Source organism: Sphingomonas alpina, assembly GCF_014490665.1.
Taxonomy (GTDB): domain Bacteria; phylum Pseudomonadota; class Alphaproteobacteria; order Sphingomonadales; family Sphingomonadaceae; genus Sphingomonas; species Sphingomonas alpina.
On record NZ_CP061038.1, the window covers coordinates 2,358,211 to 2,373,526 of the forward strand.

General features: G+C 64.0%; 11 protein-coding genes and 1 tRNA gene. 7 read left to right on the top strand and 5 right to left on the bottom strand.

From position 1 onward, the window contains the following. Positions 1–4: 4 nt before the first annotated feature. The 3 genes from H3Z74_RS10895 to H3Z74_RS10905 all read right to left on the bottom strand — a co-directional run bounded on the left by H3Z74_RS10895 (position 5) and on the right by H3Z74_RS10905 (position 2,917). Positions 5–81, bottom strand: a tRNA-Asp gene (locus H3Z74_RS10895). 57 nt (positions 82–138) lie between these two features. Next, positions 139–1,254: an AI-2E family transporter gene (locus H3Z74_RS10900; protein ID WP_187764273.1), complete on the bottom strand. Its 1,116-nt coding sequence runs from the start codon at positions 1,252–1,254 to the stop codon at positions 139–141. Between the two features lie 298 nt (positions 1,255–1,552). Beyond that, positions 1,553–2,917 carry a hypothetical protein gene (locus H3Z74_RS10905; protein WP_187763894.1) on the bottom strand — a complete coding sequence of 455 codons (1,365 nt, stop codon included), beginning with the start codon at positions 2,915–2,917 and terminating at the stop codon, positions 1,553–1,555. A gap of 272 nt (positions 2,918–3,189) precedes the next feature. On the opposite strand from H3Z74_RS10905, the gene H3Z74_RS10910 reads away from it, so the two are divergent. Both H3Z74_RS10910 and H3Z74_RS10915 read left to right on the top strand, forming a co-directional pair. After that, complete coding sequence (locus tag H3Z74_RS10910; RefSeq protein ID WP_187763895.1) at positions 3,190–3,561, top strand: hypothetical protein; 372 nt, start codon at positions 3,190–3,192, stop codon at positions 3,559–3,561. After that, complete coding sequence (locus H3Z74_RS10915) at positions 3,558–5,033, top strand: FGGY family carbohydrate kinase (protein ID WP_187763896.1); 1,476 nt, start codon at positions 3,558–3,560, stop codon at positions 5,031–5,033. Before H3Z74_RS10910 ends, H3Z74_RS10915 begins: the two co-directional genes overlap by 4 nt. Before the next feature lie 131 nt (positions 5,034–5,164). On the opposite strand, the gene H3Z74_RS10920 is transcribed toward H3Z74_RS10915, so the two are convergent. Both H3Z74_RS10920 and H3Z74_RS10925 read right to left on the bottom strand, forming a co-directional pair. Beyond that, on the bottom strand, positions 5,165–6,289 hold the full coding sequence (locus tag H3Z74_RS10920) for a M23 family metallopeptidase (protein WP_187763897.1): 1,125 nt from the start codon (positions 6,287–6,289) through the stop codon (positions 5,165–5,167). Between the two features lie 18 nt (positions 6,290–6,307). Further along, on the bottom strand, positions 6,308–8,074 hold the full coding sequence (locus H3Z74_RS10925) for a class I adenylate-forming enzyme family protein (protein ID WP_187763898.1): 1,767 nt from the start codon (positions 8,072–8,074) through the stop codon (positions 6,308–6,310). 116 nt (positions 8,075–8,190) lie between these two features. On the opposite strand from H3Z74_RS10925, the gene H3Z74_RS10930 reads away from it, so the two are divergent. From H3Z74_RS10930 to H3Z74_RS10950, 5 genes are all read left to right on the top strand, one after another. Then, positions 8,191–9,411, top strand: coding sequence for a serine hydrolase domain-containing protein (locus H3Z74_RS10930; RefSeq protein ID WP_187763899.1), 1,221 nt, complete (start codon positions 8,191–8,193; stop codon positions 9,409–9,411). Positions 9,412–9,531: 120 nt separating this feature from the next. Beyond that, the gene (locus H3Z74_RS10935; protein WP_187763900.1) at positions 9,532–11,562 is read left to right on the top strand and encodes a 3-hydroxyacyl-CoA dehydrogenase NAD-binding domain-containing protein; all 2,031 of its coding nucleotides are present in this window, start codon (positions 9,532–9,534) and stop codon (positions 11,560–11,562) included. Continuing rightward, positions 11,562–12,872, top strand: coding sequence for an amidase family protein (locus H3Z74_RS10940; RefSeq protein WP_187763901.1), 1,311 nt, complete (start codon positions 11,562–11,564; stop codon positions 12,870–12,872). The genes H3Z74_RS10935 and H3Z74_RS10940 overlap by 1 nt, the downstream gene beginning before the upstream one ends. A gap of 22 nt (positions 12,873–12,894) precedes the next feature. Then, a complete protein-coding gene (locus H3Z74_RS10945) occupies positions 12,895–14,076 on the top strand; it encodes an acyl-CoA dehydrogenase family protein (RefSeq protein ID WP_187763902.1) in 1,182 nt (393 codons plus the stop codon). A gap of 103 nt (positions 14,077–14,179) precedes the next feature. Beyond that, on the top strand, positions 14,180–15,307 hold the full coding sequence (locus H3Z74_RS10950; protein WP_187763903.1) for an acyl-CoA dehydrogenase family protein: 1,128 nt from the start codon (positions 14,180–14,182) through the stop codon (positions 15,305–15,307). Positions 15,308–15,316 lie beyond the last annotated feature (9 nt).

Sequence of the window (15,316 nt, forward strand, 5' to 3'; positions counted from 1 at the left end):
GGAATGGCGCGAGTGACGGGGCTCGAACCCGCGACCTCCGGCGTGACAGGCCGGCGCTCTAACCAACTGAGCTACACCCGCTTATGAAGCGTGAGGCGCGGCACCTAAGCGAGGTGCCCTACCCTGTCAACAGACTGTTTAGCCTTCGGGCAAATCATTCCGTCCGCGGCGCTTGCGCTGCTGCGTCAACGTGCCGTGTTCGAACAGGAAACCGGCGATATCGGGCTTGCCCGCCGCGCCGATCACGGTCTGCAGGATGATCAGCAGCGGCACCGCAAGCAGGGCGCCGGTCGTGCCCCATACCCATCCCCAAAAACTCAAGGAGATGAGAATCAGAATCGGGTTGATGGTCAGCCGGTGCCCAACGATGAACGGCGTCACCGCATTCGCCTCGATCAGATGCGCGCCGATCATGATGATCGCGGGCAGCACCGCGACCCACACATCCTGGAACGTCATCAGCCCGCCGAGCAGCAACAGCATCGCCGCGATGATCGGTCCGAAATAGGGCACGTAGTTGAGCAAGGCGACGATGCCGCCCCACATGAGCGGGAACGGCATGTCGAGCAGCCATAATGTGAAGGCTATGACCAGGCCGAGCGACAGATTGATCACCGTGATCGTGCCGAGATAGGCCGACACATCGTCGACCACGTCCTGAATGACCCGCGCGGTCGCCATCGCGCCGCCAAAGCTCGACCGGCTGGTGATCGTCTTCTTGCGCAGCCGGGTCCAGCCGGAAAGGAAGAAATAGACCACCAGGATCGCAAAGAAGACCTGGATGATCAATGTCGGCGCCGAGGTCGCGGCGAGTTCCAGAATCGAATTGGGCGGTGTCGCGGCGACGGTCTGCGGCTGGCGCACCGCGTCGTTCGCGGCAAGCTGACGTACCGTGCGGTTGATGTATTTTTCCAGGGTCGAATAGAGATCCAGCACTGGCTGGATGTTCATCTGGATACGGTCGATCCGGTCGGGCAATTTGCGGAAGAATTCGGTCGCCGGCACGATGATCGCCGCCAGCGCGATATTCGCAGCGACCAGGAACAGCAGCACGCAGGTCAGCGCCGCCAGCGCAGACGGCACATGATGCCGCTCGAGCCATTCCAGCACCGGCACCAGCGCGATCGCAATGACCAGCGCAGCGGTGGTCGGCAGGAAGAATTCCGCCCCGGCCTTCAGGGCGAAGGGCAGCGCCAGCGCCAGGCCGATGCCGCAGATCAGGGTCAGGGCGGCAAGCAGGCGATCGCGGCGCATCGCGATCCGCGAATCCTCGCCCGCTTCGACCGTGCCGACCAGCGGCAGGCCGAACGCGCCGAATGTCGACGCCGGCGTGATCACCGGCGGCTCGATCGGCTTCTGTTCTTCCGTCGCCTTGTCCGCCACTTCTTACCTGCCCCTCGCTATTCTCAGCGACACTAGCCTCAATTCCCGCGGCTTGTAATCCCGATCCGCTGCGCCAAATCGGAGGACAGCCATCGCGGCCGATACAGCTACCACGCAAGTTGTCGTGATGGATGGTCGCGGGATATCATCTGCGCGCGCACCTATTCGGCTACCAACGAAAAGGCGGACGGTCTTTCCATAAAACCCAGCGCGACCGTTCGCGCCGCGGCCGATCGCCGATGGCAAGGTCCGCTTCCTCGTTTTCGGCGATATCATATACATGCAGAAAACCGGAATAAGACCCCAACAGCAATTGCTTGCTCTTGGGGCAGTAATCGATCGATGACGCACTGGAACCGAAACACTGCCTCGCTAAAATTTCCCCATCAGGTGTCACGATGTTGAGATAACCCGCACCTGCCAAGGCAAAGGCGCCGGAGGCGTGACCGGCAACGTCGGCAGGCAGCCAGGTGGAGGCATAGACCCGCAAGGCCCCGTCAATCTCCCTGGTCAGATCGGTTTCTTGATAGGGCTCGGTGACGATCCCCTCGACTGCGGCAATCCGCGCCCCGAGCGTTCTCCCATGGTAAAAATGGCAGGAATTGAGCGCAACAAAACCACCATCGTCGGAAAAACATGCGTTATGGGGATATTCGCTGATGTATCCGAGCGCCGCCCAGCGTCGTACCCTGCCGGGACCATCGATCGCATCGATGTAGTGCCCATAGCATTGCGAACCATAAGCGATGAAACAGCCATCGGGTGATAGCGCGCAATGCATCATGCTGTCGGACCAGCCGCCATCTGCTTCGTCTTCATCGGGGTCGTCGTCTTCTTCGCGCCGCTCCGCCAGAAAAGCATCATCAGGATAGACTCTGTCCCAATGTGCGCCGCCATCCGGCAGGACGTGCCCCAGCCAGACATGGGCGTCGTCCTGGCAAAAGGCGATACGCAAGCCGTCCTCGCTGATATGGATATCGTCGAGCGCGCCGGGCTCGATACCCTCCGGCCAGGGCAGTTCCGCCACAACCGCGCCGTCAAAGCCCCGGGAAATCGCGAACCCCCGCGCGCGAACCAGCAACAACAGCTCGTGATCCCGGCTTGTGGCGGCAGCCAGTATCTCCGGCAGCTCGACCGTTTCATTGCCGGTGATACGCAGTGTCGGCCCGGGTCGATAACTTGATCCCAGACGCACCAGATAGTCATCCGGGCCCAGTATCACCGCACAGCTGAGATTCTGCCCCGCTTCATCGAGCAGCGGAATGAACGGCTCATGTGCCGGATCAAACAGGTTGCGGGCGGCACCATATTGACCGTCGCGATGGAGCCGCTCGACCTGGCCGATGACCTTGCCGGCAAGATCCAGGTCACGCGAGTCACCTGGCCAATCGTCAGGCACAGCCCGTCCGGCGCGTTGGTCGGCAATGAACCCGTTAATTCGTCGCGCATAATCACGCCCGGGCCGATTCCAGCGCTCGGCAATAGCGTCATCCTTTTCCCCGGCGCGGTTCTTCTTGTTCCAGCCAAACACCATCCGGATGGTCCTCCACTTGCGCCGAGCCAGTCCCCTGACTTCAACGCTTTCTCTCGCTCGGATCTGCTATTCGACTACCCGTGGTTGATGGGAAAAGCGATGCGATCCAGCATGAATTCCGCGGACGGCTATCGCAAGCGATGCTGTCGCCGTGCCGGTTGTCGCGGTTGATTATCGTGGGATATGGTCGTTCCGCGCCATGCCGATAAAGGCAGCGGGATGGGGAGAGCGTTGATGCGGTGTGGGCTCGATCGACAAGGGGTTCGCGCGAGATGAAGGCGCTGCGCATCATTGCGATCATCGGCGCAATTCTGCTCATGGCCGGCGAGGCGTATCGATCCTGGGGCGCCGGGCGGCCGGTCGCATTCTGGATGGACGATATGCTGGCCGGCGCGATGATGATCGCCGCCGCGATCGCCGTCGGCCGTCCGACGCGCGCGACGCGATCCTTCTTTTCCGCGTCCTGGGGTGTGGCCGTGGGCATGCTGTACGGCAGCTTCTTCGGCAAACTATTCGATCCGGCCAGCACAAATCCGGGCAATTTCCCGCTGGGTCTTTTGACCGCATTGATCGGCCTGGCCTTCATTCTCGCAATCGGCGGCCTGATCGCCAGTATCCTGCTCTCAGACAAGGCCACGACATGAGCGACCTGATCCTGGTCATCGACGAAGGCACGACCTCGACCCGCGCCATGCTTTTCGCTCCCGACGGCAAGTGCCTGGCCAGCAAGGCCGCTGAACTCACCCAGCATTATCCTGAGCCGGGCCGCGTCGAACATGATGCTGCTGAAATCTGGGAGCGAACCCTGGCGGTCACCCGCGCGATGGTCGATCAGGCCGGCGGCGCGGAGCGGATCGCCGCGATCGGCATCACCAACCAGCGCGAAACGGTGGTGTTCTGGGACCGCGAGAGCGGCGAGCCGCTTGCCCCGGCGATCGTCTGGCAGGACCGGCGTACCGCCGCGATCTGCCGCGACCTGCGCGAAGCCGGGCATGAGCCCGCCGTGCAGGCCAAGACCGGGTTGCTGCTCGACCCCTATTTCTCTGGGTCGAAGATCGGCTGGGCGATGCAGAACTGGCCGCAGCTGAAGGAGGCCGGAAACCGCCTCGCCATCGGCACGATCGAAAGCTGGCTGATCTGGAAACTCACTGCCGGGGAAAATGGGGCCGGCGTGCACATCACCGATGCGACCAACGCCAGCCGCACCGCGCTGATGGCGATCGGCAGCGGGCATTGGGACGATGGGCTGATCGAATTGTTCGGCGCCCCGCGCAAGGCGCTGCCCGAGATCGTCGATTGCGCCGGCCGGTTCGGCGAAACGACGCTATTCGGCGCGCCGATCCCGATCTGCGGCATCGCCGGTGACCAGCAGGCCGCGACGATCGGTCAGTCCTGCCTCAAGCCCGGCGAGACAAAAGCGACTTTCGGCACCGGCGCTTTCGTGCTGACTCAGGCTGGACCGACCCCGCCGACCTCGCGCAACCGGCTGCTCTCGACCATCGTCTGGCAATTGGGCGGGCGTCGCGCCTATGCGCTGGAGGGGTCGGTGTTCGTCGCGGGCAGCCTGATCAAATGGCTGCGCGACGAGATCGGCTTGATCGGCACCGCCGCCGAAACCGAAGCGCTGGCGCGTGGCGTGCCCGACAATGGCGGCGTCTATCTCGTGCCCGCGCTCTCGGGGCTTGGCGCGCCGTGGTGGCAGCCCGAGGCGCGCGGGGCACTGTCCGGGCTCAGCTTCTCGACCAGCAAGGCGCATATCGTCCGTGCCGCGCTCGAGGCGATGGCGCATCAGGCGCACGATCTGAAGACCGCCTTTGCCGCCGATGGCGTCGACTGGCAGAGCGTTCGCATCGATGGCGGCATGGTCGCCAATGACTGGATGGCGCAGGATCTTGCCGACATGCTCGGCGTATCGGTGGAACGCCCGAAATTCGCCGAGACCACTGCGCTGGGCGCGGCGATGCTGGCGGGGGTTGGGTGCGGCCTATTCGACGGACTCGAAGCGGCGAGCGTCATGCGCGGCAGCGTCGAGACGTTCGAGCCGGCGATCGATGCCGACATACGTGCGGCAAGGCTGGCCGGTTGGAAAACGGCGGTCGACAAGGTGGTCGGCTGACCCGCTGAAGCGTGTCACCGCTTGCCGGACTTGCCGCGGCACGCTCCTTCTCTTTGTCGAAAGCAGGATCGCCGCAGCGCTACCGGCGCAGGTGTCTCATGTGGCGCGGGATGCGCCGGGGCCTCTGACTTTCAGCGAAAGCGCACCACAACGTTGGACGCAGGCCATTCGTGGGACTTGCGCGTCGGTCCCGCCGATTGCCACGGCTTGCTGCCAAGCGCGCCGATATCGTCATACCGGCCGATCTCGGTATAACTATCGATCACGAAGGGAATGCCCTCCGCCTTGAGCGGATCCAGCCCGTTCGCGACGTGCAGATGAAGATGCGGGCCGGTCGTGTCGCCGCTGAAGCCCAGCGCGCCGATCGCCTGCCCGCGACGGACTCGCTGCCCGACCTTCACCTGGATACTGCCCGGCCGCAGATGCTCGTAGAAAGCGTAGCGGCCCTGCCCCAGGTCGAGCGCGACATAATTGCCCGATCCATCGCCGAGCACATGATCGGGATTGCGGGCGATCGAGGCGCTTTCCACCATCCCGTCACGCACTGCCGCAACGCGCGCGTCGGCGCCGGCCAGGACCGGCGCATCATAGCCGATCGCATCCACGGCGCGATCAGGATCACCTCGCGTCGTGCGCCCGGCATCGTCGAGGCCGACCCAGTCGATCGCGTAACGTCCGGGAATGCGCGCCTTGCCGTCCAGCGTATAGACCACCCGGCGATGGCCGCGCGGCCAGTCCGGTGACTGCACCGCCGCCCAGGGGCCCGCTGCCAGCGGCGGCGCGAGCGTCACGGCCGCGGCCTGGTTCACCGCAACCGCCGGGATTTCGAGACGCAACGGGCACGTCTCGCAGGCCGCGACATAATCCACAGTGTGGCCGATCCGCCGCGGCAATGGTCCGCTCAGTTCGACATAGAGGACAGCCCTTGCACCTGGCTGGATCGTCACCCGCGCGGAACTCGGGTCGTCCCTGGTCCCGGAGAGCGGGATCAGATGCGTCAGCAGCGGGCGGCGGCTGAAGCTCCTGAGGATTTTGCCGGTATCGGCATCGGTGACGAGAATCCCGCGCACTGCCAACGGCACCGTGGCGAAATTCGTCAGATGAAGCTCGTAACGGACCGCTTTTCCGCCATCGGTCGCGACGATCTGCGGAAGCTGCGGCACACTGACATCGAACGATTCGGACAGCGGCTCGCTTGCCGCCACCCCCAGCAAGGCCGGAGCAACGCAAAGCATGAGCCGACGGAAAAATCGCATCGACGCGGTCTAACCGCGTCAGGCCGCCACCCCAACCCTGTCCTCGAACAATATCTTCAGATCCTTTTTCAGGATCTTGCCATTGGCGTTGCGCGGCAATGTCTCATGCACGAAGCGGATCGCGACCGGTGTCTTGAAGACCGCAAGCCGCTCGCGCACCCAGGCCTGCAATTCCGCCTCGGTCGCTTCCATACCCGGCGCGAGATGGACCACCGCCGCCGGTTCCTCGCCGAGTGTCCGGTGCGGGATGCCGATCAGCGCGCAGTCGGTCACCGCCGGATGCGCGTAGAGGACATTCTCGACCTCGCTCGAATAGATATTCTCGCCGCCGCGGATGATCATGTCCTTGGCGCGGTCGACGATATAGACAAAGCCCTCCTCGTCGAGCCTGGCGAGATCGCCGGTCCGCACCCAGCCTTCGATAAAGGTCTCCGCGGTCGCCTGCGGCTTGTTCCAATAGCCTTTCACGATCATCGGCCCGCGCGCCCATAGCTCGCCGACTTCGCCGAGCGGCATTTCGGTCGTGCCCTCATCGTCCATGATCTTGAGGTCGGCGACCGCGACCGGCGGCCCCGCGCTGGTCGGGCGGTTGAGATAATCCTCGCTCGAATGGCTCGTCACCGTCGCCATCGTCTCGGTCATGCCCCAGCCATTGCCGGGCAAAGCGCCGAATTCCTCATGGATGCGCTTGACCAGTTCGGGTGCCGAAGGCGCTCCGCCATAGGCAATCGCCTCGATCGAGGAGAGGTCGTATTTGTGGCGGTCGGGATGCTCGATCAACTGCCAGGCGATGGTCGGCACGCCGCCGGTGATGTTGACCTTTTCGCGCTCGATGATCTCCATCGCGCGCACCACGTCCCATTTGCGCATGAAGATCATGGTCGATCCGGTCGCGATCACCCCCATCATGCTCGCGCTGCACGCGGTGACATGGAACAGTGGGATCACCGTCAGCATGGTGCGCGGCGTTGGGTCGGGGGGCGTTTCGCCGCGCCGCAGCACCGATCGCGCCGAGGCATAGCCGGCCGACATGATATTGGTCATCAAATTGCGATGCGTGCCGAGCGCGCCCTTGGGATGGCCGGTCGTGCCGCTGGTATAGAAAATCGTCGCATCGTCGTCGGTGTCGATCGCGACCTGCGGGAACGGCACATCGGGCAGCGCGGCATAATCGGTCGGCGTGCCGATCAAATCCTCCAGCCGCGACGCCCTGCCCTCCAGCGGGCCGGACGCACGCGCAACCATGATCCGCTCCACCGCGGGGAGCGCCGGAGCGGACTCGACCAGCCGTTGATGCCGCTCATCATCGACGAACAACAGACGCGTGCCCGAATCGTCGATGCCATATTCCAGCTCGCCGGCGGTCCACCACGCGTTCAGCGGCACGACGATCGCGCCGATCGAGGCGGCAGCGAAGAAGATCACCGGCCATTCGGGCAGGTTGCGCATCGCGATCGCAACCCGATCACCCTTCGCCACACCCATTTCCAGCAGCTTCGTCGCCAGCGTCGCGACGGCACGGTAATTCGCTTCATAGGTGACGCGCTCGTCCTCATAGATGGTGAAGACATTCTGCCCATAGGCGCGGGCGGCCTGGATCAGGAAGGCGAGCGACGGCGGCGCATATTTCCATACCCGGGTCGGCACGCCGCGAATCTCGGCCACGTCCATTTCGAACTTGCTGCCCGGCACGGTCAGCGCGGCCTGCGCCTGCGCCAGCGAGATCACGGGCCAGCTGGGGTCGAGCGCGATGAGAGGTTCGATATCCAAGACGCGTCTCTCCATATTCTGAACTTCGGGTTTGGCTTATCTGCCGTTCCAACCAAGGTTAGTGTTGATTCGCGCGCCACTCAAGGCAATAGGGTGCGACCAGTTTCGAACCGGGGGTATGGAAAAGCCAGATGAAGATCGCCAAGCCAGGATCGCACGGTCTGGACGCCACAAGGCTGGCCCATATCGATGGCCTGCTGAAGGAGCGCTATGTCGATTCGGGCAAGCTCCCCAATGCCCAGCTGCTGATCGCGCGCGACGGCGAGATCGTCCATTTCAGCAGCCAGGGTGCAGCGCGCGAAGGCGGCAAGCCGGTCGATGAAAGCTCACTGTACCGTATCGCATCGATGACCAAGCCGGTCACCTCAATCGCCTTCATGATGCTGGTCGAACAGGGGCTGGTGGCGGTCGATACGCCGGTCCATCATGTACTGCCCGAATTGAAGGGACTTGGCGTCTATAATGGCGGCGGTGCCGGGGTGCCGTTCGCGACCAGATCGACCACCGAGCCGATGCGCATGGTCGATCTGCTGCGCCATACCTCGGGCCTGACCTATGGCTTCCAGAACCGCTCCAACATCGATGCCGCCTATCGCGAGGGCAAGATCGAGAACTGGCACGGTAATCTCGATCTCGACGGCTTTATTGGGGCGCTGGGCAAGATTCCGCTCGAATTCTCGCCCGGCGAAGGGTGGAACTATTCGGTGTCGACCGACGTGCTCGGCGCGGTTGTCGAGCGCGTGTCGGGGATGAAGCTCGACGATTTCTTCCGCGCGCGCATCTTCGCGCCACTGAAGATGCACGACACTTTCTTCGAGGTGCCGGCGGCCAAGATCGACCGGCTGACCGACTGCTACACCTTCGTCACCGGCAAGGGCCGCGTGATGTATGATCGCGGTACGGAAAGCGCATGGAGCCGCAAGCCGAAACTCCTGTCGGGCGGCGGCGGGCTGGTCTCGACCGCACTCGATTATCATCGCTTCTGCCGGATGTGCCTGAATGGCGGCGAGCTCGACGGCGCGCGCATCGTCGGACGCAAGACGCTGGAACTGATGACCCAGAACCATCTGCCCGGCGGTTCGGACCTCGCGACCATGTCGCAGTCGCTGTTCAGCGAGGCGGCCAATGCCGGCACCGGCTTCGGGCTTGGTTTCGCGGTCAATATCGATGTCGCGCGCTCGATGATCCCGGGCTCGGTCGGCGAATATTATTGGGGCGGCATGTTCTCGACTGCCTTCTTCATCGACCCCGTCGAGAAGCTGCACATGATCTTCATGACTCAGATGAGCCCATCGAACGTCTATCCGATCCGGCGCGAGCTGAAGACGCTGATCTATTCCGCGCTGACCTGACCCTGTTCCCCGGCGCAGGCCGGGGCCAGTTGAAGGCCAGAATCATCATGGGTGGCGCTGAATTACCCAGCGTTCCCAACTGGACCCCGGCCTTCGCCGGGGAACAAAGAGGAGACTAGAATGACCGGTCCGATCACCACCGAACGCCATGAAGATATCCTTGTCATCATCTCGAACAACCCGCCGGTGAACGCGCTCGGCGCCGCGGTGCGCCAGGGGCTCGATGCCGGCCTCAAGGAAGGTCTCGCCGACGCATCGATCAAGGCGATGGTGATCCGCTGCGACGGCCGCACGTTCTTCGCCGGCGCCGACATCACGGAATTCGGCCAGGCCATGCAGGAGCCCGGCCTGCCGACCCTGATCGAGATCATCGAGGCAAGTGACAAGCCGGTCGTCGCGGCGATCCACGGCACGGCGCTGGGGGGCGGCTGCGAGACCGCCCTTGGCTGCCACTACCGCATCGCCGTACCCTCGGCGAAGATCGGTACTCCCGAGGTGAAGCTCGGTCTGCTCCCCGGCGCCGGCGGCACACAGCGCATCCCGCGCCTTGCCGGCGTGCCGATCGCACTGGAGCTGACCGCCAAGGGCGACCCGATCAGCGCCAAAAAAGCACTTGAGGTGGGCCTGATCGACCGGCTCGCCGGCGAGGACAGCCTGGTCGCCGACGCGATCGCCTTCGCCCGCGAAGTCGCCGCCGTGCGCCCTCTGCCAATCGCAAGCCGCAAGACCGCCACGCCCGACCCGGACGCGGTCGCCGCGTTCAAGAAGGACAACGCCAAGCGCTTCCGCGGTTTCGACGCGCCCGCCGCCAACATCGCCTGCGTCGAAAAGGCAGCGGACGGCTCGACGTTCGAAGAAGGCATTGCCTTCGAGCGTCAGGAATTCATGAAGCTGATGATGGGCGTGCAGTCCGCAGCGCAGCGTCATATCTTCTTCGCCGAGCGCCAGGCCGCGAAGATCGACGGCGTCGCATCGGACATCGCGCTGCGCGACATCAAACGCGTCGGCGTGATCGGCGCCGGTACGATGGGCGGCGGTATTTCGATGAACTTCCTGTCGGCCGGTGTTCCGGTGACGATCGTCGAGATGCAGCAGGAAGCACTCGATCGCGGCACCGGCGTGATCCGCAAGAATTACGAGGCCTCGGCCGCCAAGGGCCGGCTCAAGCCCGAACAGGTCGAGCAGGCGATGGGTGCGCTGAAGCCGACGCTGGACTTCGCCGATCTCGCCGAGTGCGACCTGATCATCGAAGCCGTGTATGAGACGATGGAGGTGAAGAAGGAGATATTCACCAAGCTCGACGCGATTGCCAAGCCGGGCGCGATCCTTGCTTCCAACACCTCTTATCTCAACATCGACGAGATCGCCGCCGTGACGGCGCGTCCGCAGGACGTGCTCGGCATGCATTTCTTCTCGCCCGCCAATGTCATGAAGCTGCTCGAAGTGGTGCGCGGCGCGAAGACCGCGGACGACGTGTTGGCGACGGTCATGGCGCTGGCCAAGAAGATCAAGAAGGTCGCGGTGGTCGCGGGCGTGTGCCACGGTTTTATCGGCAACCGCATGCTGATGCCGCGCCAGGTCGAGGCCAACAAGCTGCTGATGGAAGGTGCGACGCCCGAGCAGATCGACCGCGTCCATGTCGCATTCGGCATGCCGATGGGGCCGTTCCAGATGAGCGATCTCGCCGGGGTCGATATCGGCTGGCACCGCGATCCGACCCGGATCGAGAATATCCGCGACGCGCTCGCCGCCGAAGGCCGCTGGGGCCAGAAGACCGGCAAGGGCTTCTACGATTATGACGAGAAGCGGAATCCGACCCCGTCCGCGCGCGTCGCCGAGATCATCGAGGAATTCCGCAGCAAATCGAACCTGCAGAAGCGGGAGATCAGCGATGAAGAGATCATCGAAAAGACGCTCTACACCATGGTCAATGAAGGCGCGCTGATCCTTGAGGAGAAGATGGCGCAGCGTGCATCGGACATCGATGTGGTGTGGATCTATGGCTATGGCTGGCCGGTCTATCGCGGCGGGCCGATGTTCTGGGCCGACACCGAAGGCCTGAAGAAGATCGTCGCCGGCCTGGAGAAGCACGGCTTCAAAGTCGCCGAACTGCTGAAGAGCAAGGCGGAAAGCGGCGGGCGTTTCAACTGATGGAACGGACCGCACTCGAAACCGCCGCGGCGATCCGCAACGGGGAGAGCAGCGCTCTCCTCGAGTGCGAGGCCGCAATCGCGCGGATCGAGGAACGCGACGGCCCGATCAATGCGGTGATCGTGCGCGATTTCGATCGTGCGCGGGAACAGGCGGCGGAGATGGATCGCCGCCTCGCCGCCGGCGACACCGCGCCGCTGCTCGGTGTGCCGATGACGATCAAGGAAAGCTACGACATCGCCGGCCTGCCGACGACCTGGGGCTTTGAGGCGCATCGCGGCCATATCGCGCAAAAGGACGCAGTTGCGGTCCAGCGGCTGAAGGCGGCCGGCGCGGTCTTCCTCGGCAAGACCAATGTGCCGGTCAGCCTTGCCGATCTGCAATCGGTCAATCCGGTCTATGGCCGCACCAGCAATCCACATGACCTGTCGCGTGTGCCGGGCGGATCGTCGGGCGGCGCGGCGGCGGCGCTCGCCTCGGGCATGGTGCCGCTCGAATATGGCTCCGACATTGGCGGCTCGATCCGCGTGCCGGCGCATTTCTGCGGTGTCTGGGGTCATAAATCGACCTTTGGCGTGCTGCCGAACGAAGGACATTTCTTCCCCGGCACCGATGGCGCGCGCTCGGTCCTGGCGGTGATCGGGCCAATGGCGCGCGACGGCGCCGATCTGGCGCTGGCGTTCGATCTGGTCGCCGATGTGCCGCAACCGCGTGCCGCGATCGAAAGCCCGCGCGGCTTACGCATCCTGCTGCTGACCGAGCATCCATCGGCCAAGGTAGATCCCGCGATCGTCGCGGCGATCGAAACGGCCGCACAGGCGCTGGAAGCGGCGGGCGCGCTGGTGACGCGCAAGACCGATCTGCTGCCCGATCTGGCAAAGCAGCAAAGCGACTATATGCGCATGCTCGGCATTGCGATCGCCCGCGGCCTCGCACCGCAGGGCGGCACGCCCGCAACGCTGATCCAATGGTTCGACCTGCTCGACGATCAGGCGCGCAACAAGCGCGCCTGGGTGCGGCTGTTCGAGGAGTTCGACGTGGTGTTCGCGCCCGTGCTGGGCAGTGCCGCATTCGCGCATGACGACACCGCATTGCGCAGCCGCATGCTGCCGATCGATGGCGAGCAGACGCCGTTCGCGGTGCAATTCGCCTGGCCCGGCATCGCCACCTTCCCCGGCCTCCCCGCCACCGCAGTGCCGATCGGCAAGACCGCCGATGGCCTGCCCATCGGCATGCAGGTGATTGCCGCGCCGCACCGTGATCACACCGCCATTGCGGTCGCCCGTCTTGTCGACGGCGCGATCGGTTGAACTGCCAGATTCAGGAACCAAGATGACCGACCTCGACACTTTTCGCACCGAGACCCGCGCCTGGCTCGCGGCGAATTGCCCGCCCGAAATGCGCGAACCCGTCCGTTCCGAAAAGGACGCGACATGGGGCGGTCGCAATCCCGATTTCCAGCCCGGTCAGAAGGAATGGATGGACGCGATGGCCAGCCGTGGCTGGACCGTGCCTGACTGGCCCAAGGCTTATGGCGGCGGCGGGCTGAGCCCGGCCGAGACCAAGATCCTGCGCGAGGAACTTGCCGCGATCAAGGCGCGCAACCCGCTCAACTCGTTCGGCATTTCGATGCTCGGGCCGGCGCTGCTGAAATACGGCACCGAGGAGCAGAAGCTCGAACATCTGCCCAAGATCGCGCGCGGCGAAATCCGCTGGTGCCAGGGTTATTCCGAACCGAACGCCGGGTCCGATCTCGCCAGCCTGGCGACCTCCGCCGAAGACAAGGGCGATTACTATCTGGTCAATGGGCAGAAGGTGTGGACCAGCTATGCGGACAAGGCCGACTGGATCTTTTGCCTGGTGCGTACCGACAAGACCAACAAGCAGGGCGGGATCAGCTTCGTGCTGTTCGACATGGCGAGCGAAGGCGTATCGACCAAGCCGATCCTGTTGATCAGCGGTTATTCGCCGTTCTGCGAGACCTTTTTCGACAATGTGAAAGTGCCCAAGGCCAATCGCATCCATGACGAGAATAAGGGCTGGGACGTCGCGAAATACCTGCTCGGCCATGAGCGCGAGATGATCTCAGGCATGGGTCTCGCCTCGACCGGTCGCAATCCGCTGATCGACGGCGCGATCGCTACCGTCGGGCTCGATCACGACGGCAAGCTCGCCGACCCGTTGCTGCGCGCGAGCATCGCGCTATTCGAAGTTCGCGCCAAAGCGTTCGGCATGATGTCCGAACGCTTCATCGACGAGCTCAAGGCCGGCCGCGCCCATCCTGCCCAGCCAAGCATGATGAAATATTACGGCACTGAACTGAACAAGTCGCGCTACGAACTGATGATGGCGGCCGGCGGTTCGGACTCGCTTGAATGGGAGAGCGAACGCTCCTCGGGCGGCGGCGCGGCGCGCGCCTGGCTGCGCACCAAGGCGAACTCGATCGAGGGCGGCACCAGCGAGATCCAGCTCAACATCATCGCCAAGCGGATCCTGGATTTGCCTTCAGCTTAACTGTCATCCCCGCGAAAGCGGGGATCCCGCTGCCTTGCCCCGCAGCCAGAAGAAGAAGCGGGATCCCCGCTTTCGCGGGGATGACGAAAAGAAAGAATATTCGATGCCTCTCTATCTCAATGACGAACAGACGATGCTCCGCGATACGACGCGCGATTTCGTCGCCGAGCACGCCCCGGTCTCGCATATGCGCGCACTGCGCGATGCGAAGGACGTGACGGGCTTTTCACGCGACCTGTGGAAGAGCTTCGCCGAAATGGGTTTTACCGGCATCCTGATCGGTGAGGACCAAGGCGGCCTGGGCCTCGGCCATGTCGAAGCCGGTGTCGTGCTCGAGGAGATCGGCCGTAACCTGTCCCCCTCGCCTTTCCTGTCCACCGCCGTCGCCGCGGTCGAAGCGCTCAAGGGCAGCGCCCAGGCCGAACGCTGGTTCCCCGGCATAATCGCAGGCGAGACCGTCGCGGCTCTCGCGATCGACGAAGCCGCCAAGCACCGCGGCACCGTGGCGATGAAAGCGGAGCGCTCAGGCAATGGCTTCAAACTGTCCGGCAGGAAGCAGTTCGTCACCCATGGCCATATCGCCGACCTGATCATCGTCGCCGCGCGTACCGCCGGGTCGGCGGATGACGAACAGGGCATCACCTTGTTCGCAGTCGACAAGAGTGCAGCCAACCTGACCTCCGAGGCCGAGCGCCTCGCCGATTCCAGCCTCGCCGCACGCCTGACCTTCGACGGCGTCGAGGTCGATGCCGATGCGGTGATCGGCGAAGTCGATGCCGGCAGCGATCCGCTCAACCGTTTGCTCCGCGCTGGTCGCACCGGCGCTTCGGCCGAATTGCTCGGCGTGGGCGGCGGCGCGATGGACCTGACCGTCAATTATCTCAAGGAGCGCAAGCAGTTCGGCGCGACGATCGGCAGCTTCCAGGCGCTGCAACACCGCGCCGCGCACCTCTATTCCGAAATGGAGGTTGCGCGCGCCGCCGTTCTCAAGGCTGCACAATTGCTCGACGAGGGTGACGAAAAGGCAGACGCTGCAGTGTCGGTCGCCAAGGCGATGACCGCCCTGGCCACGACCCTGTCGGTGCAGGAAGGCGTGCAGATGCATGGCGGCATCGGCATGACCGACGAGTATGACATCGGCTTCTACATGAAGCGCGCCCGCGTACTGGCCGAGATGTTCGGCGATGCGAACTTCCATGCCGACCGGCTGGCGCTCGCGGCGGGCTATTGATAGGCGCGT